The sequence below is a fragment of the Actinacidiphila bryophytorum genome, from assembly GCF_016916835.1.
Classification (GTDB): Bacteria; Actinomycetota; Actinomycetes; order Streptomycetales; family Streptomycetaceae; genus Actinacidiphila; species Actinacidiphila bryophytorum.
Genome location: NZ_JAFFIX010000033.1, coordinates 35496 through 59431, shown reverse-complemented (window position 1 = coordinate 59431; position 23936 = coordinate 35496). Strand labels below are relative to the sequence as shown.

Genomic DNA, 23936 nt, shown 5'->3' with positions numbered 1-23936 from the left:
CGGTCCCGCCGTTCTCGGTCCCGCCGTTCTCGGTCCCGCCGTTCTCGGTCCCGCCGTTCTCGGTGCCACCGTTCTCGGTCCCGCCGTTGCCGATCGCACCGCTCAGCGGGTCGGTCGGGTCGTCCAGGGATCGGATCGCGGGCGACGGGGACGACGGGGACGAGCTGTTCGGCGTGATCGCCTGGGCCGCGCCCACTGCCGTGAGGGAGGCGCCGCCGGCTATGACGGCCGCCGCGGCTATGCGGGCGACACGCAGCCGCGTGTTGCGCTTGCTCATGAGTCAATTACCCCCAGTAGATGTCTGCTTCGTGCCGCGCGCGCGAGGCGAGGGTGTGTCACTGGAGGGAATCTTCAACGCTCGCCCCCGTGCGCTGACGCCTCAAACATGCGCATGCCGCGCATCACCCTCGCGGCTTTCCCGGGGGCCGTCAAGGCCATTAAGCACACAATGTCCGCATTACCCCTGTGTGCCCGGCACTTCTGCACAGCACTGTGACATGAGGAACGTCACGGCAGGTCAGGCGGCGGTCTTCTCGCGGGACTTGCGCCAGCGGATGCCCGCCTCGATGAAGCCGTCGATGTCGCCGTCGAGGACGCCCTGCGGGTTGCCGACCTCGTGGTCGGTGCGCAGGTCCTTGACCATCTGGTAGGGGTGCAGGACGTACGAACGCATCTGGTTGCCCCAGGAGTTGCCGCCGTCGCTCTTGCCGAGGGAGTCCATCAGGGCCTGCTCCTCCTGGCGGCGGCGTTCGAGCAGCTTGGCCTGGAGGACGTTCATGGCGCTGGCCTTGTTCTGGATCTGGGAGCGCTCGTTCTGGCAGGAGACGACGATGCCGGTGGGGATGTGGGTGATGCGGACGGCGGAGTCGGTGGTGTTGACGCCCTGGCCGCCGGGTCCCGAGGCGCGGTAGACGTCGACGCGCAGTTCGGACTCGTCGATCTCGACGTGGTCGCTCTGCTCGACGACGGGGAGGACCTCGACGCCGGCGAAGGAGGTCTGGCGGCGGCCCTGGTTGTCGAAGGGGGAGATCCGCACCATGCGGTGGGTGCCCTGTTCGACGGAGAGGGTGCCGTACGCGTAGGGGGCCTTGACCACGAAGGTGGTCGACTTGATGCCGGCCTCTTCCGCGTAGGAGGTCTCGTAGACCTCGGTGGAGTAGCCGTGGCGCTCGGCCCAGCGCAGGTACATGCGCTGGAGCTGCTCGGCGAAGTCGGCCGCGTCGACGCCGCCGGCCTCGGCGCGGATGTTGACCAGGGCCTCGCGGGCGTCGTACTCGCCCGACAGCAGGGTCCTGACCTCCATCTCGTCCAGGGCCTTGCGGACGTCCTCCAGCTCGGCCTCGGCCTCGGCGCGGGTGTCGGCGTCGTCCTCGGCCTCGGCGAGCTCGAAGAGCACCCCGAGGTCGTCGATACGGCCGCGCAGCGTCTCGGTCTTCCTCAGCTCCGCCTGCAGGTGGGAGAGCCGGCTGGTGATCTTCTGCGCGTTGTCGGGGTCGTCCCACAGGGACGGGGCTGCGGCCTGCTCCTCAAGTGCGGCGATGTCGTTCCGCATCCGGTCGAGGTCGAGGACGGCCTCGATCGACCCCATGGTCGAGGACAGGGATTTCAGTTCTTCGGATACATCGACGATTGCCACGGGTCCAGCCTACCGGCTGGCCGAAAGTTACCGTCCCGGCTGCGGCGGCGGTGGCGACTTCCCGCCTCCCCCGGGCGCAAGGGCGCGGGACGGCCCGGGGCGGCCCGGGTCATACCGAGGCGGTGGCCCGGCTGAGGGTGCCGGACGGGGTGCGGGTGAATATCTCCAGCGTGTGCGGTGTGGCCGCGGCGGCGCCCAGGGCGGTGGGTGTGCCCGGGAGCGGGGCGGTGGACCAGTCGGCGTCGGGGGCGACGGCGGCCTGGGCGCCGGGCGCGAAGGCGTAGAGCCGGCCTCCGGCGGCGACGGCGTCGGGCCGGGCGGTGGCGTCGAGGCCCTGGACGACGGTGGAGGGGCGCCAGGCGCCGCCGGAGTAGGGGAGCTGGAGCACGGCGCCGTCGGCCTTGCGGACGACGAAGGCGTCGAGGGTGCCGCGGGCGCGGGAGACCAGGGCGGGGGCGGCGGTGATGCGGCCCGCGGTGGGGACGACGGCCCAGGCGTTCCAGCGGCTGCCGACCAGGGAGGCGGTCACCAGGTCGCCGCCGACCCGGCCGACCAGGTCGATCCTGCCGGGTTCGGAGGAGGCGGCGGCGGGGGCGGCGTCGAAGTGGGTGCGCTCGTCGACCTGGGACCAGGAGTTCCAGTGGGCGCCGGTCATGGTCCTGCGGTAGAGCAGGCCGTCGGTGCCGAGGGCGAACAGGTCGATGCGGCCGGGCCTTGCGGAGACCGCGGCGGGGTCGTCGGCGACGTTTATGCCGCTGAGCTTGTGCCAGGGGCCGTAGCCGGAGCCGTCGCGGACCACGTACCAGATGTTCTTGTCCTGGCCGCGGGCGAAGACGTACGTGGCGCCGCCCGCGACGAGGGCGCGCGGGCCGCCGACCAGGGGGACGCCGGCGGCGGGCACGCCCTGGAAGGCGGACCACTGCGGCAGCGCGATGGCCTGCCCGGTGCGGCTCTGCGGTGCGTCGGCGGCCGCGGTGGGGGCGGTGGGCGTGGTGGCGTGGCGGGTGCTCGCGGCGGGGTCCGTGGTGGGCGGGGTGTCGTCGCGCGAGGTGCCGGTGCCGGCGGAGCCGGAGCCGCCGGCCGAGGCGATGCTCCAGCCGCCGATCCCGGCGACGGCGAGGGCGGCGGCTGCCGCGGCGGCGAAGCGGATACGGCGCTGCCGCACGGCGTCGGAGACGGCGCGGTGCCGGGGGCTGGCGGGGCGCCCGGGGGCGGAGGCGCGGCCTTTGCCCGTGCCGCGGGAGGAGGCGCCGAAGCCGGCCAGTTCCTCGGCGGTGGGCAGTTTGATGCTGGTGTGGGTGTCCCGGCTGGAGTCGGGGGCGGCGCCACGCACCAGCGGTACGGCCCCGCGCCTGCGGTCGCCGCCGGGGGGTGCGGGCGGGGCGGGCGGCACGGCGGCGGGCGGCGGTTCGGCGGCGCTGTCGGCGTAACCGCCCTGCTCACCGGTCTCGCCGGGTGCGGCGATGTCCAGCGCGGGCAGTCCGGCGAGCTGCGGCAGCAGGTCGCGCAGCCGGGCGGCCAGCTCGCCTGCGGTGAGCCGGGAGGCGGGGGCCTTGGCCAGGCATGCGGTGAGGATGCGGTCGAGGTCGGCGGGCAGTCCTGGCAGCGGTTCCACGGCCTCGGTCACATGCCGGCGCAGGACCGCGCCGGGGTGGCCGCCGCCGAAGGGGGTGAAGCCGCCGAGCAGCTCGTACAGGACGGTGGCCAGCGCGTAGATGTCGACGGAGGCGCGCGGCGGGAGGCCTTCGATGATCTCGGGGGCCAGGTAGTCGGGGGTGCCGATGATGCGGGTGGCGCGGGTGCGGCGGGGTGAGTCGACCAGGCGGGCGATGCCGAAGTCGGTGAGCAGGGCGGGCGGTGCGCCGCCGGGTCCCGCGGGGGCGGCGGAGTCGAGCAGCACGTTCTCGGGCTTGACGTCGCGGTGGACGACGCCGGCGGCGTGGGCGGCGGCGAGCCCGTCGGCGACGTCGGCGGCGATGGCGACGGCGGCCTCGGGGGCGAGCCGCCGTTCGCGTTCGAGCCGGGAGCGCAGGTCGGTGCCGCGGACCAGGTCCATGACCAGGGCGAGGTCGGTGCCGTCGACGACCAGGTCGCGGATGCCGACGATGTGCGGGTCGTCGAGGGAGAGCAGCGCGGTGCGCTCCTGGACGAAGCGGCCGACCAGGTCCTGGTCGGAGGCCAGGTCCTCGCGCAGCAGCTTGATGGCGACCGGTCCCTCGGGGCCGTCACCGAGCCACACCGTGCCCGCGGATCCCCGCCCGAGCACCTGGTGGGCGGTGTAGCGGCTGCCGATCTTCCTGGCCAAGGCTTGCTCCGACTCCTCCGGCGGTCCGTCGCGTGGGCGACCAAGCGTTGCCGACAAAGCTACGCGGAAGCGGAGCCGTTCGGGGTACGCGGGACCGGTGAGTAGGCGTTCTGCACGAGAAATCACCCTTCGGAAGTCGACAAATCCCCAAGGTGGGCGCCGACATGGGTGTACGAGTGCGTGCGCGGCGGCGGTCAGCCGTTCCCGTTCAGCCCGTTGAGTCCGCCGAGTCCGTTCTGCCCCGTGATGCCGTTCAGGTCGGGGGTGTTGAGCGGGTTGGGGGTGTTGTCGCCCTGGCCGCCGCCGGAGTCGCCGGTGATCGAGGAGAGCTTGTCCCACGCCGAGTGCGCCCAACTCGACGTCGCGTCCCACAGGTTGCGGGTGCTGTCGACCCAGTGGGGCAGCGGGGTGGTGTACCAGACGATGACGAACAGCACGACCATCACCAGGATCACCGTCAGGCAGCCCTTGAGGCAGCCCAGGCCCGGGATCTTGACCGGGTTGGCGCTGCGCCGCCGCGGCTCGTGCTGCCGGGGCGGCTCGGGGGCGGCCGGCGGGCGCTGCTGCGGCTCGTAGCGCTGCGGCTGCGGCTGCTGGTAGCGGGGCTGTTGCTGCGCGGGCTGCTGCGGCGGCTGCTGGTAGCGCGGCTGCTGCGGGGGTCCCGACTGCTGCTGGGGATAGCCGTAGCCCTGGCCGCCGCCCTGCTGGCGCTGCTGCTGCGGGTACTGCTGCTGCGGGTAGCCGTAGCCCGGCCGGCCCTGGCCCTCGGGCTGGGCGGGCTGGCCCGGCTGGCGGCGCGGGCGGCGGAAGAGCGGGTCCATCTCGGGCGGCAGGTAGCGCGCCTCGGTCTGGTCGTTGCGCTGCCGGGCGGCGCTGAGCTGGGACTCCCACGGGTGCGGACCCTGCTGCCCGCTCTGCTGGCCGCCCGGCTGCCCGCCGGGCACGGGCGGCAGGACGCGGGTGCCGTCGGCGGCGGGCCGGTTCGCGCCCTCCGAGGGCAGCACACTGGTCGCCGCGTTCGGGTCGTAGGAGCCGCCGCTCTGCCCGTGCGGCAGCACCTGCGTGGGGTCGGCGTCGCCGCTGCCGCCGCCCGCGCCCTGAGCGGCGCCCTGGCCGGTGCCCGGCACCAGGGTCGGGGTCTCGTCGGGGGCGAGCAGCGCGCCCACCCCGAGCGCGGCCTCGGCCGCCGCGGGAGTGGCGTGCACGCCGACGCCCGCCGCGACCACCCGCAGCGCGCGGGCCAGGCTGTCGGCGCTGGGCCGCTGCGCGGGCTCCTTGCGCAGGCAGCGCTCGATGACCGTCCACAGCGGTTCTGGGACGGTGCTGGGGCGGCGCGGCTGCTGGTTCAGGTGCGCCTGCAGCACCTCGATGGCGTTCTCGCCCTGGAAGGGCACCCGGCCGGTGACCAGCTCGTACAGCAGGATGCCGGCGCCGTAGATGTCGACCGCGGAGGTCTGCGGGCGGCCCTGTGCGGACTCCGGTGCCACGTAGGCGGGTGTGCCGACGAACTCGTGGGTACGGGTCACGCCCGGCGAGTCCGCGAGGCGCGCGATGCCGAAGTCGGTGAGCATCGGGTGCATCCGCTCGTCGCCGTCCTCACCCGTGAGGGTGGCGAGCAGCACGTTGGCGGGCTTCAGGTCGCGGTGAACGACGCCGTCGGCGTGGCTGGCGGCGAGCGCGTCGGCGACGGCCGCGGTCAGCAGGGCGGCGGCGACCGGCGTGAAAGGGCCGTTCTCGCGCAGGTAGCGGTGCAGGTCGGGGCCGTCGACAAGGTCCATGACCAGGGCCAGCAGGTCGCCCTCGACGACCAGGTCGCGGACCCGCACGATGTGCGGGTGGCGCAGCCGCAGCAGCACCGAGCGCTCCCGCAGGAAGCGCATCACCACGTCCGGGTCGCCGGCCAGCTCCTCCTTGAGCACCTTGACGGCGACCGTGCTGCCCGCCTCGTCGCGCACCTGGGCACGCCAGACGGTGCCGGTGGCGCCGCGTCCGAGCGGCTCCTCCAGGAGGTATTTGCTGCCTACCGGCCGCACTCTTGCGCTCCCTGCTCCGTAGTGACCGGGCTGCCGTCCGGTGCCCGATTCCGGCCAAGCGTAGTGCCGCGCGGCGGGCCGTGGCCGGGCGGCGGCGCCGGGATTCCCGGGTAGGACGCCGGGAAGGGGCATGTGGTTGCGCGGTCGCAAGCGGAACAGCTTCCGCCGGTTTGCGCCGCGGAGCGGACGCCGTACGGTCGGGGCATCGCGGGAACAGGGCAGGGAACGGGCAGGGAAGGGGCAGGGAAGGGGCACGGAAGCGGTCGCGGAACCGCAGGAATCGGTCACTTCCGGCCCCGCCGCATCGGACCCGCGGGCCGCGGGAAGGCGCTGAGCGGCGCGGTACGCGCCCTGGCAAGATCACCGGGGGTGGTACCGGCGTCATGATGTCGGTGGCGGGTGGGAGGATGCACCCGTACGGTCCGGTGGGGGCAGCGGGGGCGGCCCCGCCGTCCGTGCCTGCGCGCCGCCGGATCTCGGTCCAGACCGGTGCGCGGGCGGAGGTCGTGGCGGCTGTCCGCAGCCGTCGCAGGTGTCAGTGTCAACGCGCTCGTGCGCGTCGGGGAGGGCCTTCCCGCCGCGCGCCCGGGAAGAAGGGACCGCGGACGAGATGCAGATCCGGCTGACCGTCCTCGGGCCGCGCAGCGGCCGGGCAGCACGCGGCAGCGACGTGCTCGTGACCGCGCCCGCGGGCACCGTGCTGGGCTCGGTGGCCGGCGCCCTCGCCTCGGCCGCGGGATCGGGGCAGCCGGGCCGCTCCGCCGGGTCCTCCGTCGCGCTCTACGTCGGCCGGGACCGCGTGCCGCCCACCGCGGTGCTGGGGGTGCCGCCGCTGGTCGACGGCGCCGTCCTGGCGCTGAACGCACCCGCGGGGCCGCACGACCACGGGCAGTACGGCAGCTTCGGCGAGTACGGCAGCCCCGCCGCGGACGTGGCGCGGCTGCTGGTCGTCGGCGGCCCCGACGCGGGCGGCGTCCACCTGCTGCCCGGCGGCCGGGCCACGATCGGGCGGTCGGCCGACGCCGACGTGCCGCTGGACGACCCGGACGTCTCCCGGCTGCACTGCGAGGTCGCCTTCGGCCCCGACGGCGGCCTCACCGTCGCCGACCTGGGCTCCACGAACGGTACGGCGCTGAGCGGGCGGGCGGTCGGCCCGCAGCCGGTGCCGCTGCCCCCGGGGGCGTTGCTCCACCTGGGTGAGTCGACGCTGCGCCTGGAGCCGGCCGGCTCCCCCGCGGCGCCCACCCTCCTTGCCGTGCCCGACGCCGACGGGCACCTGCGGGTGTCCCTGCGCGACGCCCCCTCGCCCGCCCGCCCGCAGCACACCCCCGCGACGATCCCCGCGCCCCGGGACGGCGCGGCGGCCGACGCCGGCGCCTCGGCCGGCGGCAGTCCGCGGAGGGAGCACGGAGAGCACCTGACAGCTGACGGCAGCGCCGCCGGCGCAGGCGGCCGCCCCGACGCACCCGGGGCGGGCGGCGGGCCTGAGGCGCGCGGCAGGGCCGGCGGCGCGGACGAGCCGGGACACCCGGCGGCGGGGCATGACGCGGCCACCGGGCACCCCGACTCCGGTCGCCGGGCTGCTTCGGCCGACGGCTCCGGTGCCGGCGCGCAGTTGGCCGAGGGGGCGACCGGCACGCCGGTCGTGCCCGGGCATCCGGACGACGGCACCGGCAGGCGCAGCCCGCGCAAAGGCGCCCTGGCCGACACCCTCGGCGGTGGCGGTGCGGCCGTGCCCCCGGCCGAAGGGGCACCCATACCGCCCGACGGCGGCACCGGCAGGCGCGGCCCCCGCAAGGGAGCCGTGGCCGACACCCTCGGCGGTGGCGCCGGCGGCCGACGGGACACCGGGCAGGCCAGGCGGCCCGGCACGGGCGGCGGCGGGCGCAGCGGCGTCGTCGGCTCGATAGGAGCCTGGGCCAGGCGGCGGCTCGGCGGCCCGGGCCGCGGCGACGGCGACGGCGACGACGCGTACGTCGGCGGCGAGGCCGACGCGCTGCGCGAGCGCTGGCCCGACCCGGCGGCCGTGCTGCTCACCGCGCTCGGCCCCGGCAGGCGACTGTGGGAGCGCGCCCCCGAGCACCCCGACGCGCTGACCGTGCGGCTCGGCACCGCCGACCTGCCCTCGGAGTCCGGCACCCGGCGGCTGGCAGGGGTGCCCTTCACCGTCGACCTGCGCGACCCGCGCACCGCCGCACTGACCCTGGCCGGGCCGCGGCCCCGGCTGGCCGGCCTCGCCCGCGCCGTGCTCGCCCAGCTGTGCGCCCTGCACTCCCCCACCGCCCTCGAAGTGGTGCTGCTCAGCGCCGACCGCACCAGGCCCGCGGACCAGCGGGCCGAGGAGTGGTCATGGCTGAACTGGCTGCCGCACGTACGCCCCTCCCGCGGTCAGGACTGCCGGCTGCTGCTGGCCTTCGACCACGACCAGGCCCAGGCCCGCACCGCGGAACTGCTGCGCAGGATCGAGGAAGGCCCCGCGGCCGGCGGGCACCAGGGGCCGTACGCCCTGCTGGTGGTCGACGGCGACCCCGGGTCTGCCGCGCTGCGCGGCACCGTCGCGCGGATAGCCGCGGCCGGCCCCGCCGTCGGCGTCCACGTACTGTGCCTGACCGAGCCGGGCGAGCACCCCGCCGTCGACACCGGGGTGGTCGCCCGGCTGTCCGGTGACGTCACCACGACACTGCGGGTCGAGCCGGCGGGGCAGTCCGCCGCGGCGGGCCGTGCGGAGGAGGGCGGCGCCGACGAGGTCGTGCTGGACGCGGTGTCCGCCGCCTGGGCCGAGCACTTCGCCCGGGCGCTGGCGCCGCTGCGCGAGGCCGACGCGGACGCACCCGGTGCCGGCTCCCGGCACGCCCTGCCCGCGTCCGTACGGCTGCTGGACGAACTGGACCTGGCGCTCGCCACCCCGGCGAAGATCGCCGCCCGCTGGGCCGCCGCACCTCCCGCGTCGCCCTGCGCGGTGGCCGTGCTCGGGTCCGGCGCGGGCGCGGGAACGGGCGGCCGGGTCGCCGTCGACCTGGTCGCCGAAGGGCCGCACATGGTCGTCGGCGGCGCGCAGGGCGCCGGCAAGACCGAGCTGCTGCGGTCCGTCGCGGCGGCGCTGGCCGCCGGCGAGCGGCCCGAGCGCCTCGCGCTGATCCTGCTCGACGGCGCAGGGCAGGAGCGCGGCGAGGGCCTCGCCGGCTGCGCCGACCTGCCGCACGTCAGCACCCACCTGGTCGCCTCCGACCCCGTCCGCATGCGGGAGTTCGCGCAGGCGCTGACCGCGGAACTCAAACGGCGCGAACAGGTCCTCGGCGGGAAGGCGTTCGCCACGTGGCACGCGGAGCGGCTCGTCACCGCGAGCGTGCCGCACCAGGGCGGGCGGCCCGCCGGTACGGAAGTGCCCGAGGCGCCGGAGGCGCCCGCACTGCCCCGGCTCGTCGTCCTCGTCGACGACTTCGACGCGCTCGTCGCGCCGGCCCTCGGCGCCCCCGGGCGGCCCGCGGCCGGCAGCGTCGTCCGGGCGGTCGAGGCGGTCGCCCGCGACGGCGAACGGCTCGGCGTCCACCTCGTCACCGCCACCGGGCGGCCCGAGCGGACCGCGGGCACCGACGCGGACGAGCGGGCGCCGCTGCGGGTGGCGCTGCGGATGCCCGACACCGAGTCCGCGGCGCTGCTCGTGCACGTCGAGGACCCGGCCGGCCTCGACGAGGCCGTGCCCGGCCGCGGCTACCTGCGGCGCCCCGGTGGGGCGGTGACGGCCTTCCAGGCCGGGCGGGTCAGCGGGCGGATTCCGCGGACGGCGACGCTTCGGCCCACCGTGGTGGGCCTCGAATGGGAGCGGATGGGGGATCCGCCGGCCCGGCGGCAGGTCCGTGAACTCGGGAACGGGCCGACGGATCTCGCGCTTCTGGCCAGCGCGCTTGAGCGTGCCAATGAGGTCAGTTCGCTCTGACCCGCCCTCTACCCCTGCGGGGCGCCGGGTGATTGCCACTTGCGGTGCGCTTTCACCTGTCGGTGCACGTGGGCTGGGCGCGCAGTTCCCCGCACCCCTTCGGTGGGCGCCACCTGCGGCGAGCGGTCGCCTTCCCCACCGTCCGGGCTGGGCGCGCAGTTCCCCGCACCCCTGGGGGGTTGCCCGCCTCTCCCGCCGTCGTGGTTGCGCGCGCAGTTCCGCCCCCGAGGTTCGCCTGGGGTACCCCAGCGCCCCCTGAGGGGTGCCCTCTGCGCGCAGGGTGAGCGTTTTTCAGGGGCGCGGGGAACTGCGCGCCCGGCCCGGACGGACGGGGAGAAGCAACGCCACAGCAAGTGGCAACCACCGAAGGGGCGCGGGGGATTGCGTGCGCAACCCGCCACGTACCCCGACAGGCAAGCGAACCGCAGGTTTGGGGCAAGATCACGACGGGGTCACATTGCGGAGGGCTGCGTGCGCTTGGGGTTGCCGGGGGGGAGGGGAGCGGCGTAGGACAGGACGCCACGGGATGGAGGGGATGCGAGATGCTGAGGTTAACTGCGAGGACGCGGACTACGCGCATAGCGCTCGCCGTCGTATCGGCGTCAGCCCTGGCGCTGACCGCCGCAGCGTGCGGCGGGGGCGGCAGTGACGACGGGGACAAGAAGAGCAGCGCGCCGACGACTGCGTCGTCGGCGTCCGGCGGCGGTGACGCCCTGCAACTGCCCGACCTGCACGGCCAGAAGCTGGAAGTGGCCGCGGTGTGGACGGGGCCTGAGCAGAAGAACTTCCAGAAGGTGCTGGACGAGTTCGACAAGCGCACCGGTGCGAAGACCACGTTCGTGCCGACGGGCGACAGCCAGTCGACCTTCCTCGGCACGAAGATCCAGGGCGGCGCCCCGCCGGACGTGGCGTTCCTGGCGCAGAACGGGGTTCTGCACCAGTTCGCCGACAAGGGCTGGCTCAAGCCGCTGGGTCCCGAAGCCCAGGCCCAGTTGAGCAAGAACTTCTCCACGGGCTGGCAGCAGTTGGGCGCGTGGAAGGGCAAGCAGTACGGCGTCTACGCCAAGGTCTCGAACAAGTCGATGATCTGGTACAACACCGCGGCGTTCAGCAACGCGGGGGCGACGGAGCCGAAGACGTGGGCGGACTTCCTGAAGACCGCCGAGACCGTCTTCGAGTCGGGTACGCCGCCGGTGTCGGTGGGCGGCGCGGACGGCTGGACGCTGACGGACTGGTTCGAGAACATCTACCTGTCGCAGGCCGGGCCGGCCAAGTACGACCAGCTGGCCGCGCACAAGATCAAGTGGACCGACCCCTCGGTGAAGGACGCGCTGACCACGCTGGGCCAGCTGTTCGGCAACAAGGACCTCCTCGCGGGCGGCCCGAAGGGCGCGCTGGGCACCGACTTCCCGAAGTCGGTGGTGCAGACCTTCACCGGCAACCCGCCTGCCGCGGCGATGGTCTACGAGGCGGACTTCGTCTCGGCGTTCATCTCGGCCAACACCAAGGCGAAGGTCGGCACGGACGCCAAGGAGTTCCCCTTCCCCGCGGTCGGCACCGGCAAGGCGCCGGTGGTCAGCGGCGGTGACGTGGGCGTGGCGCTCAAGGACGGGCCGGGCGCGCAGGCGCTGCTGACCTTCATCGCGTCGACGGACGCGGCCAAGATCTGGGCGCAGGGCGGCGGTTACCTGTCGCCGAACAAGTCGCTGGACCTGGCGGCGTACCCGGACGACGTGCAGCGCAACATCGCCAAGTCGCTGATCGCCGCGGGTGACGACTTCCGGTTCGACATGTCGGACCAGGCGCCGGCCGCCTTCGGCGGTACGAAGGGCGAGGGCGAGTGGAAGGACCTCCAGGACTTCCTCGTCAAGCCCTCCGACGTGGCGGGTGCGCAGGCGAAGCTGGAGGCGGACGCCGCCAAGGCGTACGGGAGCTGAGGCACGTGGCCCCGGCACAGGTGGCTGGTGCCACCGCGGGGGCGGGGGGCGGCGGTTCGTCCGCCGCCGCCGCGCCCCCGCCGGGTCCCGGCAAGGGATCCGGTCCCCGTCGCAGTGTGATGGGCACCCGGCCGTGGGTGGCCGCGGTGTTCCTGCTGCCCGCGCTGGTGCTGCTGGGCGCGCTGGTGGCGTATCCGATCGTCTACACCATCAAGCGCAGCCTGTACGACGCGGACGGCAGCGCCTTCATCGGGCTGAAGAACTTCGGGACGGTCTTCAGCGACCACGGCATCCTCACCGCGGTCCGCAACAACGTGGTCTGGGTGGTGGTCGCGCCGACCGTGGCGACCGCGCTGGGCCTGGTGTTCGCGGTGCTCACCGAGAAGGTGCGCTGGGGCACGGTGTTCAAGCTGATCGTCTTCATGCCGATGGCGATCTCGATGCTGGCCGCCGGGATCATCTTCCGGCTGGTCTACGAGCAGGACCCCTCGCAGGGTGTGGCGAACGCGGTGGTGGTGGCGGTGCACGACACCTTCACCGACAACGCCGCCTACCCGGGGGCCAGGCCGCGGCCCAACAGCGATCTGGCGCCGAGCGCGGGCGGCTCCTTCACCTCGAAGTCCGCGGCGGCCGCGGGCACTCCCGCCGACCTGCCGCTGGTGGGCATCCCGCAGAACAAGGTGCCGGCGGGCGCGCAGGACGCCAGGCCGGCGTCCCCGCAGCCGGGGGTGGTGACCGGCACGGTGTGGCTGGACTTCCGGCCGGGCGGCACCGGCAAGCCCGGGGTGATCGACCCGGGCGAGAAGGCGCTGTCGGGTGTGAAGGTGCAGGCGGTCAAGGACGGCAAGGTCGTCGCGTCGGCGAAGTCCGGCAAGGACGGCACGTACAAGCTGCCCGCGGCGGCGGTCGGCGCCCAGCTGCGGCTGCCCGCCTCGAACTTCTCCGGCAAGTACGAGGGCATCAACTGGCTCGGCCCGAGCCTGGTGACGCCGTCGATCATCGCGTCGTACATCTGGATGTGGGCCGGTTTCGCGATGGTGCTGATCGCGGCGGGCCTGGCCGGGGTGCCGCGGGAGCTGATGGAGCAGGCCCGGGTGGACGGGGCCAACGAGTGGCAGGTCTTCCGCCGGATCACCGTGCCGCTGCTCGCGCCGGTGCTGGTGGTGGTCACCGTCACGCTGATGATCAACGTGCTGAAGATCTTCGACCTGGTCTACATCATCGCGCCGAGCAGCTCCCAGCAGAACGCCAACGTGCTGGCGCTGCAGCTGTACCTGTCGTCGTTCGGCGGCGGTGACGACCAGGGCGTCGGCAGTGCGATCGGTGTGATCCTGCTGCTGCTGGTGCTGCCGGTCATGATCTTCAACATCCGGCGGCTGCGCAGGGAGGGACGGCGATGAGCGCGGACGCGACCGCGGGGCCTGCGGTGCCGCAGCAGAGCGCGGACCGGCCGGCGGCGGTACGGCCCAGGGAGAGCCTGGGCTCGCGGCTGGCGGCGCTGGCCGGCGGCGGACTGGTGCGGGTCGTGCTGCTGGTGGTGGGCCTGTTCTGGCTGCTGCCGACGGTGGGCCTGCTGCTGTCCAGCCTGCGGACCCCGGTGGACATCTCGTCGAGCGGCTGGTGGAAGGTCTTCACCTCGCCCTCGCAGCTGACGGTCACCAACTACCGCACCCTGCTGGACAACCACGCCATCACCGACTCGCTGGTGAACACCGCGCTGATCACCATCCCCGCGACGCTGCTGGTGGTGGTGATCGGGGCGCTGGCCGGCTACGCCTTCGCCTGGATGGACTTCCCCGGCCGCGACTGGTGGTTCATCGCCGTGGTGGCGATGCTGGTCGTGCCGGTGCAGGTGGCGCTCATCCCGGTGGCGAAGCTCTTCGGCGACATCGGGATCTTCGGTGACATCTCCGGGGTGGTGCTCTTCCACACCGCCTTCGGGCTGCCCTTCGCGATCTTCCTGCTGCGGAACTTCTTCGCGGAGATCCCGCGCGAGCTGCTGGAGGCCGCCCGGCTGGACGGCGCGGGCGAGCTGCGGCTGTTCACCCGGGTGGTGATGCCGCTGGGCGGGCCGGCGATCGCGTCGCTGGGCATCTTCCAGTTCCTGTGGGTGTGGAACGACATGCTGGTCGCGCTGATCTTCGCCGACAGCAACTCGCAGCCCGTCACGGTGGCCCTGCAGCAGCAGGTCAGGCAGTTCGGCAACAACATCGACATCCTGGCGCCCGGCGCCTTCGTGTCGATGGTGATCCCGCTGGCGGTCTTCTTCGCCTTCCAGCGGCAGTTCGTGTCCGGGGTGATGGCGGGCGCCGTGAAGTAGGTGCGGGGCCGCGCCACGCGGGGGTGACGCAGCGGACAATTCCGGCCGCGGGGGGCGTTTACACTGACGCCCCCCGCAACCGGGAGCCGCTCCGTCCGGCGGCTCCCACCCTTCGAACGGATCCCCATGACGCTCACCTCCACCGCATCGGATCCGGCCGGCGAGGAGCTTCCCGAGCCGACCTCGCTCGACGAGGTCAAGGGCTGGTTCTTCCCCGCCGACCAGGTGCTCTTCGACTGGTTCCTGACCCGCCAGAACGACCTGACAGAGCCGGGCGACCTGCTGGAGATCGGCGCCTACATGGGCAAGAGCGCGATCTTCATGGGCAGCTACCTGCGCGAGGGCGACACCTTCACGGTCTGCGACCTGTTCGATTCCCCGGCGCAGGACGACGCGAACTCCGCGGAGATGCGGTACTCCTACCCGACGCTCACCCGTCGCTCGTTCGAGTCGAATTACCTGTCCTTCCACGACGAGCTGCCCGAGGTGGTCCAGGGCCTGTCGTCCCTGGTTCGGGACCGGGTGCAGGCCGCCAGCTGCCGCTTCGCCCACATCGACGGCTCGCACCTGTACGAGCACGTACGCGGCGACATCGAGGACACCCGCTCGCTGCTGCACCCGCACGGCATCGTCGCCCTCGACGACTACCGCTCCGAGCACTGCCCGGGGGTGGCCGCCGCGGTCTGGGAGGCGGTCGCCACCGGCGGCCTCAACCCGGTGTGCGTGACCGGCACCAAGCTGTACGGCACATGGGGCGACCCGGCGCCGGTGCGCGAGCAGCTGCTGGAGTTCCTGGCCGGCCGCGACGACCTGTGGCACGGCGTCGAGGACGTGGCGGGCGACCGCCTGGTGCGGGTCAAGGGCACCAAGACGGTGCCGCCGGCCCACCCGCAGTCCCGGCACCGCCGCGAGGAGCCGCCGCCGGCCGCCGCCGTGCAGCCCGCACCCGCCCCCCGGACGGAGCAGCCGGCGCCCGCGGTCCGCCGGCGCTCACCGATGCGCCGGCTGGCGCTCAACGTGCTGCCGCCGTTCGTGTCCAAAGGCTTCGTAAGGCTTCGTGCCGCGCTCCGCCACCAGGCGTAACCAGCGGGGCGGCCGCGCGTTCGCAGGATATATAGCGTCACACACCGCATTTACCGCGGATGTGGTCGTAGTGTCCTGTGTCCCCGGCCGAACCTGGATGTGCTGCTGTGCCCCGCTTCAGCGTCATCGTGCCCGTCTACCACGTGCAGGCGTACCTGCACGCCTGCCTGGACTCCGTGCTCGGCCAGTCCTTCGGCGACTTCGAGCTGATCGTGGTGGACGACTGCTCGCCCGACGGCAGCGGCGAGATCGCCGACGCCTACGCGGCCCGCGACCGCCGGGTGAGCGTCCTGCACCTCGCGGAGAACGTGGGCCTGGGCATGGCCCGCAACGCGGGGCTGGCCCGGGCCACCGGCGACTACGTGCTCTTCCTCGACAGCGACGACACCTACGCCCCCGGCGCACTGGCGTCCGTCGCGGCCAGGATCGACGCGACGGGCCAGCCCGACCTGCTGATCTTCGACTACGACCGCACGTACTGGAACGGCGAGGCCGAGCGCAACCAGTTCAGCGCGCTGCTCGCACAGACCGGCCCCGAGGTCTTCTCCCTCGACGAACACCCCGGGCTGCTGCGGCTGATCATGGTCGCCTGGAACAAGGCCTACCGGCGGGACTTCCTGGCCAAGGTCGGGGTCGCCTTCCCGGCCGGCTACTACGAGGACACCCCGTGGACGTACCCGCTGCTGATGGCCGCGGAGACGATCGCCCTGCTCGACCAGGTGTGCGTGCACTACCGGCAGCGCCGCAAGCGGGGCATCCTGCACACCACCAGCCGCCGGCACTTCGAGATCTTCCGGCAGTACGACCTGCTGTTCGCCTTCCTCGACAGCCGACCCGACCTGGAACGCTGGCGCACCGTCCTCTTCCGCCGGATGCTCGACCACCTCACCACCGTCTTCAACCTGCCCGACCGGCTGCCCCGCTCCTCCCGCCCCGAGTACTTCAGACGCTGCCGGGCTCAGTACCGCAAGCTGCGCCCCGACGGCTTCGGCTTCGCGCTGGGCCGGCGCAGCGGGGTGCGCTACCTGCTCGTCGCGCTCGGCGCCCGGCGCACCTTCCAGGCACTCGGCGGCCTGCACCGGCTGCGGCTGCGTACCGCACGGCGGGCCAGGGCGGCCGGCGGACGGCTGCGGGACGCCGCCCTGCACGCCTACTACCTGCTCCAGCGGCGCCGGCCGCTCGACCCCGACCTCGCGGTCTTCTCCGCCTACTGGGACCGCGGTTACGCCTGCAACCCCGCCGCCATCGAGGGCACCCTGCGCGAACTCGCCCCGCACATGCGGACCGCATGGGTCACCACCGAGGAGTACGCGCACACCCTGCCGTCCGGCGTCACCCGGCTGCAGCCCGGGTCCGCCGGCTACTGGAAGGCCATGGCCCGCGCCTCCTACCTGGTCAGCAACGTCAACTTCCACCACCGCTACGCCAAGCGGCCCGGCCAGACCAACGTGCAGACCCACCACGGCACCCCGCTCAAGCACATGGGCGTCGACCTGATGCAACACCCCGCCGCCGCACACGGCATGGACTTCGAACGGATGCTGCGGCACGTCGACCGCTGGGACTACAGCGTCTCCGCCAGCCGGCACTCCAGCCTGGTCTGGGAGCGCGCCTACCCCTCCGCCTTCACCTGCCTCGAATACGGCCAGCCGCGCACCGACGTCTTCCACCGGGCCACCCCCGAGGACGTGCTGGCGCTACGGGACGGCCTCGGCGTCCCGCGCACCGCGACGGCACTGCTGTACGCGCCCACCCACCGCGACTACCAGAGCGGGTACCTGCCCGCGCTCGACCTGCCGCGGCTCGCGGAGGAGCTGGGTCCCGGTGTGGTGCTGCTGCTGCGCACGCACTACCTCTACCCGCCGGGGGCGGGACCGGTGCACCCGCGCATCATCGACGTCTCCGCGCACCCCAGCGTCGAGGAGCTGTGCCTCGCCTCCGACGGGCTGGTCACCGACTACTCGTCACTGATGTTCGACTACGCCGGGCTCGACCGGCCCGTCGTGCTGCACGTCGCCGACTGGGACACCTACCGGGCCACCCGGGGCGTGTACTTCGACGTGACCGCGCACCCGCCGGGCCTGGTGGCCCGCACCCAGGAGGAGCTGACCGACATCCTGGCGACGGGGTCCTGGTCCGGGCCGCGCGCCGCCCAGCTCCGCGCGGCCTTCCGGGCGCGCTTCTGCCCCTACGACGACGGGCACGCGGCGGAACGGGTGGTCCGCCGCGTGTTCCTCCGGGAGGACGGGGGGTTGCCCTCCGTCGTCCCCCTCCCCGACCGCCACCCAGCAGCTCCGCCGCACCATCTCCCGCCCCGCCCGGCCGCGCGTCCTCTTCCCTGAGGGGGGTGCCACTTGCTGTGAGCCTGCACCTTTCGGTGCGTGGGTAGCTGGTCGCGCAGTTCCCCGCGCCCCTGATAGGTGCCCTCTTCTCGCAGGGTGAGCGTTTTTGAGGGGCGCGGGGAACTGCGCGCCCCGCCCGGACGGGCGGGAAGAAAGCAACGCCACGGCAAGTGGCAGTCACCTCAGGGTGCCGGGACCGCCGGGGTCGGGGCGGGGGTGGTGAGGGTGGCCGGGGACGGCGCCGGATGGCGGTCGGGGAGGGGGCGGTAGGGGAGGAGGCCCTCCTCCCCCAGGAAGACGCGACGGACCACCCGTTCCGCCGCGAGCCCGTCGTCGTAGGAACAGAACCGCGTACGGAAGGCGGCCCGCAACGCGGCGGCGGCCGGTGAGTTCCACTCGCCGTCGCGGAAGACCTCGGCCAGGGACGTCTCGTCGACGGCGACAGCCCCGGGCGTCTCGCCGGGCCGGCCGGAGAGCAGGTCGAAGTAGACGCCCCGGGCCGCCCGGTAGGCCGCCCAGTCGGCGGCGTGGACGACGATCGGCCGGTCGAGGTTGGCGTAGTCGAACATCAGCGACGAGAAGTCGGTGACCAGCGCGTCGGAGGCGAGGCACAGGTCCTCCACGCAGGGGTGGGCGGACACGTCCACGATCGTGCCTGCCTGATGCAGCTCTTCGAGCTGCGGGCTCTGCCCGTAGAAGTAGTGCGCCCGCACGAGCAGCGTGTACCCGGGTCCGAGTTCGCGGGCGAGCCGCTCCAGGTCCAGCGGGAGGACGAAATCGCGCTGGTAGTCGCGGTGGGTGGGGGCGTAGAGGATCGCCGTGGTGCCGAGGGCGAGCCCGAGGGCCTGGCGGGCGCGGCGGACGTCGTCCGGGCCCGAGGTGTAGAAGACGTCGTTGCGCGGGTAGCCGCTGGGCAGGGTGCGGTAGCCGCTGGGGTAGACCCGGTCGAAGACCTCGGCTGAGTGCTGGTTGGGGACGAGCGAGTAGTCCCACTGGTCGGCGTGGTCCAGGAGCCGCCCGAAGCTCATGCCCTTGCCGACGGCGGGCCTGGCCCGCAGGTCCATGCCCATGTGCTTGAGCGGTGTGCCGTGGTGGGTCTGCACATACGTCTGCTCGGGGCGCTTGGTGACGTTCCCGGTGAAGTTCGCGTTGTTGACGAGGTAGCCGGCCCTGGCCAGGACGTCCCAGTAGCGCCGGGAGTTGACGACGACGTGGTCGGTGCCGGGCGGCAGCGCGTCCCGGTCGCGCTTGTTGACGACCCACACGCCGTGCAGGTGCGGTGCGATCTCGGCGGCCTTGCGGTAGATCGCGGCCGGGTTGCAGGAGACCCCGCGGTTCCAGTAGGCCGCGTAGAGCACCAGGTTGCGGTCGACGGGGCGGCGCAGCCGGAGCCGGTAGTAGCGCTGGTAGAGGGAGCGGGCCAGGCCGTTCTTGCGTGCCCTGGCCTTCTTGACGACCTGCATGGCCAGCGCCCGTCCGCCCAGGGCCGCGCGGTAGCGGCCGTAGGAGCCGGTGCCGGCGGCCCTGACCCAGCGGGCCTCCTTGGGTTCCGGTGCGGTCCAGCCGGCGGGGCGGTGGTCGGTGAGCAGCCGGCCGGCCCTGCGGACGAAGTCGGGTGCCGCGTCGGGGGTGAGCCGGTCCTCGCCGACGGCCATCAGCAGCGCGGCCATCTGCCCGTACAGCGCGGCCCGCCCGGCCTCCCCCGGCAGGGCCGGGTCGGCGAACAGCTCCTCGTAGCGGTCGAGTACGGCCAGGTGGTGGGCGCCGCGGGTGGTGGTGAGGCTGCCGGAGCGGCGTTTGCGCCAGCGCACGCACACCCGGTCGAGGCAGGCGATGCGGGCGGCGGCGGTGAGCAGCCGGGTGGCGACGGCGACATCGGCGTAGGGGGCGTCGCCGAAGGCGAAGCCGTGGGAGGTCCAGTGGTCCCTGCGGACCGCCCGGTTCCAGGCGGCCGGGTAGCAGGCCAGGCAGTCGGGCAGGTCGGCGGCGGTGAAGACGCGGGTTCCCGCGGCGGCCAGGAAGTCGCCGTCGCCGCTTTCCTGGACGTTCTCCCACACGGTGAAGCGCTCGTGGTCGAAGAGCAGCACGTCGGGGTCGCCGGTACGGCCGAGCCTGGCGTCGAGGGCCGCGAGGGTGCCCGGTGCCATGAGGTCGTCGGCGTCGAGGAAGAGCAGGTAGTCGCCGGTGGCGCGGGCGGCGCCCGCGTCCCTGGCCTTCCCCGTGCCGCCGGCGAGGTCCAGGTGCACGGGCACGACGCGCGGGTCGGCGGCGGCGAGGTCGTCGATGATCGCGCCGCACGCGTCGGGCGAGGCGTCGTCGACGGCGATGACCTCGACATCGCCCCCGGACCGGTCGAGTCCTGCTTGGCCGAGTACGGACTCCAGGCAGGGGCGCAGAAAGCCCTGCGCCCGGTGGGCGGGAACGACGACGCTGAAACGGGGCATGACCATCCTGGACAGATCGGTGGTTACCGGCACGGGATAACGTCCGAGGGTAATTGGCCGCGCACGCTGTGTCGATCTGCACTGCCGTGTCGCTCGTTCGGCCTACCTTCGGTGACCGCTGCGGGCGCGGCGAGTTGAACACACGGCATGGTCTGCCACCGCCGTCCCGAAAGGAGCGTTGTCCCCCCATGACGCCCCGACTGACCGTCGTCGTCCCCGTCTACAACGTCGAGCAGTACCTGGAGGAGTGCCTGCGGTCCATCGCCGCGCAGACACTGGCAGAACTCGACGTGGTGATGGTGGACGACGGTTCGACGGACGCCAGTGCGGACATCGCGCGCGCGTTCGCCGCCGGCGACCCGCGCTTCCGGCTGGTCTCCCAGGACAACGGCGGCCTCGGCCACGCCCGCAACACCGGTGCGCGCAACGCCGACCCCGCAACGTCCTACCTGACCTTCGCCGACAGCGACGACGTGCTGCCGCCGCGCGCGTACGAGCAGCTCACCGGGCTGCTCGACCGGTCCGGCTCGGACTTCGCCACCGGGAACGTCTACCGGCTGACGACCGCCGGCCGCAGCCAGGCCTGGCAGCACCGCGGCATGACCAGGACCGTCAGCCGCACCCACATCACCCGCGACCTCGGCCTGCTGTCCGACCGGGTGGCCTGGAACAAGGTCTTCCGCCGCACCTTCTGGGACAAGCACGAACTCGCCTTCCCCGAAGGGGTGCTGTACGAGGACACGCCGCTGACGATCCCGGCGCACTTCCTCGCCGACGCCGTCGACGTGCTGCACGAGCACGTGTACTACTGGCGGATCAGGGAGGGCTCGATCACCCGGCGGCGCACCGACGTCAAGGGCGTGACCGACCGGATCGCCGCCGTCGACGGGGTCTCCCGCTTCCTCGCCGACCCGGCCAACACCCGCTGGAGCAGCCACAAGCGGGACTACGACCGGTCCGTCCTCACCGACGACCTGCTGTACTTCATCGAGGCCCTGCCGATGGCAGGACCCGAATACCACCGGGTCTTCATGGACCGGGCCGGCGACTACCTCAGCCGCGTCGACCCCACCCTCTACCCGGGCCTGCCCGTGGAGCTGCGGCTGCGCTGGGAGCTGATCCGGGAGGGCAGGCTCGACGACCTCCTCGACGTGCTCCGCCACGAACGCCAGGGCGGCCGTACGGTCTTCGACCTCGCAGGGCCGCCGCTGCGCAAACGCGCCGTCGTCGTACGCCCCGACGGCTCGCCGGTGCCGCTGTCCCGGGCCGCCACCACGACCGGCGCCAGCGACCTGCCGGTCGTCGCCCGGCTGCGCGACCTGGAGTGGCGCGACGGCAAGCTCGTGCTCAAGGGCTACGCCTACATCCGCAACGTCGACGCCCGCACCCGCCGCTCCTCCCTCAAGACCGCGGTCGCCACCTGCGGGCGGCGCAGGCTGCTGCTGCCGGTGCGCACCGTGCGGGCCGCCGACGTCACCGACGAGCAGACCCAGGAGCGGCACTGCTACGACTGGTCGGGCTTCGAGATCACCGTCGACCCGGCGCGGCTGCGCACCGGCGGCGGCTGGAAGCCGGCGCAGTGGCGGGTCGGCATCGTGGTGGCCGGCGCCGCCGCGGTCCGCCCGGCCGCGCTGCGCGCCGCGGAGGCGGGCGCCGGCTCCTCGCCCGTGCCCTTCCCGCTGGACGACGACACCCGCCTGGTGCCCTGGTACAAGGACGGCCGCCTGCACCTGTCGGTCGAGCCGGTCACCCGGCGGCTGACCGGCCACCACGCCGCAGGCGACGGGCTGTTGCGGCTCGGTCTCGCGGTCCGCGACCGCACCCTGCCGGTCGGCCTGCGCCTCACCCAGCAGACGACCGGCGCCGTCGTGGACCACCCGCTGACCCCCGCGAACGCCTCCGGCGGTTCGGGTGACACGGGCGGCTCGCGCCCCGACTCCGGGTCGGGCGCGGGATCGGGCGCCCGATCGGGTGCCGATCCGGGCTCCGGTCCCGGCTCCGGCTCCGGCGCAGGTCCGGCTTCCGGCTCGGGCGCAGGTCAGGCTTCCGGCGGCTGGACCGCGCTGACCGCCGACGTGGCGCTCGACGCGCTCGGCGGGGCGCGGCCCGCGATGACCGGGCTGCCCAAGGAGGTCGCCCCGGAGACCACGGCGACCTGGACCGCCGAGGCCGTCTTCCCCGACGGCGGTTGCGCCCGCCTCAGCCTCGACCGCGCCATCCCCCCGGGCCGCTATGCGCTGCCGCCCGACGGGCGGACCGGCGAGCCGCGCCCGCGCGAACTGTCCGTCGAGGGCACCGCCGCCGGCAACCTCGTGCTGCGCGACCGCACCCCGCAGGCCGTCGCCGAGGCCGTGTCCTTCACCCCCGACGGCACCCTGCTCGTCTCCGGTGAACTCCCCGCCGACGCCGCCGGCGGCGGCGAAGGCGTACGGCTGATGCTGCGGCACGGCACGTACGGGGCCGAGACCGGAGCCGATGTGGTCGTGGAAGGCGGCAGCGGGCGGTTCTCCGCCGCCGTGGACGCCGGCGCGCTGCCGCACGCAGGGCGCTGGTACCTGCACCTGCGGGCCGGCGGCACCGACTCCCCCGTCCGGGTCGCGCCGCAGGCGATGGCCGGACTGCCGCTGGAGGCCGGGACCGGCGACGGGTCGCGCCCGCTGCGGCTGGACCGCCGCTTCCACGACCACCTCTTCGTCGCCGCCGGCTCCGCCGTCCCCGCCGCGGACCGCGGCCCGTACCGGCAGCGCATGCTCCGCGAGCGCCGCTACCCCGTGCTCGCCCGCCGCCCGCTCACCGGCACCGTCCTCTACAGCAGCTTCGACGGCCGCCGCTGCGACGACTCGCCGCGTGCCGTGCACGAGGAGCTGGTGCGGCGCGGCGCCGCCCTCGACCACCTGTGGGTGGTCGCCGACCGCACCGTCCCGGTGCCGGCCGCCGCCCGCTCCGTGGTGCTCGGCAGCCACGCCTGGTACGAGGCGCTGGCCCGCAGCCGGCACATCGTCACCAACACCCACCTGCCCGCCTTCTTCCGCCGCCGCGACGGCCAGCACGTGGTGCAGACCTGGCACGGCACCCCCGTCAAGAACTTCGGCCAGGACCTGGCGGGCACCCTGTGCGCCGACCTCACCCACATGTGGCCGCAGCCGCGGCTCGGCGGCCAGTGGACCGTCCTGCTCTCGCCGAACGCGCAGAGCACCCCCGTGCTGCGGCGCGCCCTGGCCTTCGACGGCGAGGTCGCCGAGACCGGGCTGCCGCGCACCGACCTGCTCAGCGGCGAGGACCGCGACAAGGTCGCCGAGGACGTACGCGCCCGGCTCGGCCTGCCAGGCGGCCGCACCGTCGTGCTGTACGCGCCGACCGTGCGCGACGACGAGGCGTACGACGCCGCCCACCAGCGGCTCCACCTGGCCGCGGACCTGGCCGCCCTTGAGGCGGAACTCGGCGGCACCCATGTGCTGCTGGTGCGCGCGCACCCGCTGGTCGCCGACACGGTGCCGGCCGGCGGCTTCGTACGCGACGTGTCCGCGTACCCGGACCTGGCCGAACTGCTGCTCGCCGCCGACGTCCTGGTCACCGACTACTCCTCGCTGCTCGCCGACTTCGCGGTGACCGGCCGCCCGATCCTGCTGCACACCCCCGACCTCGCCCACATGCGGGACACCCTGCGCGGCTTCGCCTTCGACTTCGAGGCGCAGGCACCGGGGCCGCTGCTGTCCACCACCGGGGAACTCGCCGCCGCGCTGCGCGACCCGGCGGCGGCGGTACGGGCGCACACGGCGGCATATGACGCCTTCAGGGCCGCCTTCTGCCATCTGGACGACGGCCGCGCCGCCTCCCGCGTGGCGGACCTGATTCTGCGCGGACCGCGCATCTGATGAAACGGGGCCGCCCCCAGCAGG

Annotated in this window: 11 protein-coding genes and 2 pseudogenes; 7 read left to right on the top strand and 6 right to left on the bottom strand. The window is 73.9% G+C overall.

Annotation, left to right across the window (positions count from 1 at the left end; all coding sequences use genetic code 11):
• The 5 genes and pseudogenes from JT723_RS35595 to JT723_RS31915 form a co-directional block, all read right to left on the bottom strand.
• Positions 1-277, bottom strand: a pseudogene (locus JT723_RS35595) (hypothetical protein); the annotation flags it as partial.
• 240 nt (positions 278-517) lie between these two features.
• On the bottom strand, positions 518-1636 hold the full coding sequence (prfB, locus tag JT723_RS31925) for a peptide chain release factor 2 (protein ID WP_205048357.1): 1119 nt from the start codon (positions 1634-1636) through the stop codon (positions 518-520).
• A gap of 109 nt (positions 1637-1745) precedes the next feature.
• Positions 1746-2564 carry a DUF8189 domain-containing protein gene (locus JT723_RS36630; RefSeq protein ID WP_504819072.1) on the bottom strand — a complete coding sequence of 273 codons (819 nt, stop codon included), beginning with the start codon at positions 2562-2564 and terminating at the stop codon, positions 1746-1748.
• 102 nt (positions 2565-2666) lie between these two features.
• Positions 2667-3941 (bottom strand): annotated as a pseudogene (locus JT723_RS35590) (serine/threonine-protein kinase); the annotation flags it as partial.
• Between the two features lie 194 nt (positions 3942-4135).
• Entirely contained in the window at positions 4136-5974 is a 1839-nt protein-coding gene (locus JT723_RS31915; RefSeq protein ID WP_205048355.1) for a serine/threonine-protein kinase, read from the bottom strand.
• 610 nt (positions 5975-6584) lie between these two features.
• Between JT723_RS31915 and JT723_RS31910 the strand changes: the two genes are divergently transcribed.
• The 6 genes from JT723_RS31910 to JT723_RS31885 all read left to right on the top strand — a co-directional run bounded on the left by JT723_RS31910 (position 6585) and on the right by JT723_RS31885 (position 17593).
• The gene (locus JT723_RS31910; RefSeq protein ID WP_205048354.1) at positions 6585-9911 is read left to right on the top strand and encodes an FtsK/SpoIIIE domain-containing protein; all 3327 of its coding nucleotides are present in this window, start codon (positions 6585-6587) and stop codon (positions 9909-9911) included.
• A gap of 542 nt (positions 9912-10453) precedes the next feature.
• Complete coding sequence (locus tag JT723_RS31905; protein WP_205048353.1) at positions 10454-11848, top strand: ABC transporter substrate-binding protein; 1395 nt, start codon at positions 10454-10456, stop codon at positions 11846-11848.
• A gap of 119 nt (positions 11849-11967) precedes the next feature.
• On the top strand, positions 11968-13248 hold the full coding sequence (locus JT723_RS31900) for a carbohydrate ABC transporter permease (protein ID WP_205048352.1): 1281 nt from the start codon (positions 11968-11970) through the stop codon (positions 13246-13248).
• On the top strand, positions 13245-14168 hold the full coding sequence (locus tag JT723_RS31895; RefSeq protein ID WP_205048351.1) for a carbohydrate ABC transporter permease: 924 nt from the start codon (positions 13245-13247) through the stop codon (positions 14166-14168). Before JT723_RS31900 ends, JT723_RS31895 begins: the two co-directional genes overlap by 4 nt.
• A 126-nt stretch (positions 14169-14294) precedes the next feature.
• Positions 14295-15251 carry a class I SAM-dependent methyltransferase gene (locus tag JT723_RS31890; RefSeq protein ID WP_205048350.1) on the top strand — a complete coding sequence of 319 codons (957 nt, stop codon included), beginning with the start codon at positions 14295-14297 and terminating at the stop codon, positions 15249-15251.
• 107 nt (positions 15252-15358) lie between these two features.
• The gene (locus tag JT723_RS31885) at positions 15359-17593 is read left to right on the top strand and encodes a bifunctional glycosyltransferase/CDP-glycerol:glycerophosphate glycerophosphotransferase (RefSeq protein WP_205048349.1); all 2235 of its coding nucleotides are present in this window, start codon (positions 15359-15361) and stop codon (positions 17591-17593) included.
• Positions 17594-17775: 182 nt separating this feature from the next.
• On the opposite strand, the gene JT723_RS31880 is transcribed toward JT723_RS31885, so the two are convergent.
• The gene (locus JT723_RS31880) at positions 17776-20037 is read right to left on the bottom strand and encodes a bifunctional glycosyltransferase/CDP-glycerol:glycerophosphate glycerophosphotransferase (protein ID WP_205048348.1); all 2262 of its coding nucleotides are present in this window, start codon (positions 20035-20037) and stop codon (positions 17776-17778) included.
• Positions 20038-20225: 188 nt separating this feature from the next.
• Between JT723_RS31880 and JT723_RS31875 the strand changes: the two genes are divergently transcribed.
• On the top strand, positions 20226-23912 hold the full coding sequence (locus tag JT723_RS31875) for a bifunctional glycosyltransferase/CDP-glycerol:glycerophosphate glycerophosphotransferase (protein ID WP_205048347.1): 3687 nt from the start codon (positions 20226-20228) through the stop codon (positions 23910-23912).
• The last annotated feature ends 24 nt before the right edge of the window (positions 23913-23936 follow it).

Coding starts and splice junctions, on each gene's coding strand:
- JT723_RS31910 (WP_205048354.1), top strand. CDS start 6,585: ATGCAGATCCGGCTGACCGTCCTCGGGCCGCGCAGCGGCCGGGCAGCA.
- JT723_RS31905 (WP_205048353.1), top strand. CDS start 10,454: ATGCTGAGGTTAACTGCGAGGACGCGGACTACGCGCATAGCGCTCGCC.
- JT723_RS31900 (WP_205048352.1), top strand. CDS start 11,968: ATGGGCACCCGGCCGTGGGTGGCCGCGGTGTTCCTGCTGCCCGCGCTG.
- JT723_RS31895 (WP_205048351.1), top strand. CDS start 13,245: ATGAGCGCGGACGCGACCGCGGGGCCTGCGGTGCCGCAGCAGAGCGCG.
- JT723_RS31890 (WP_205048350.1), top strand. CDS start 14,295: ATGACGCTCACCTCCACCGCATCGGATCCGGCCGGCGAGGAGCTTCCC.
- JT723_RS31880 (WP_205048348.1), bottom strand. CDS start 20,037: ATGCCCCGTTTCAGCGTCGTCGTTCCCGCCCACCGGGCGCAGGGCTTT.
- JT723_RS31875 (WP_205048347.1), top strand. CDS start 20,226: ATGACGCCCCGACTGACCGTCGTCGTCCCCGTCTACAACGTCGAGCAG.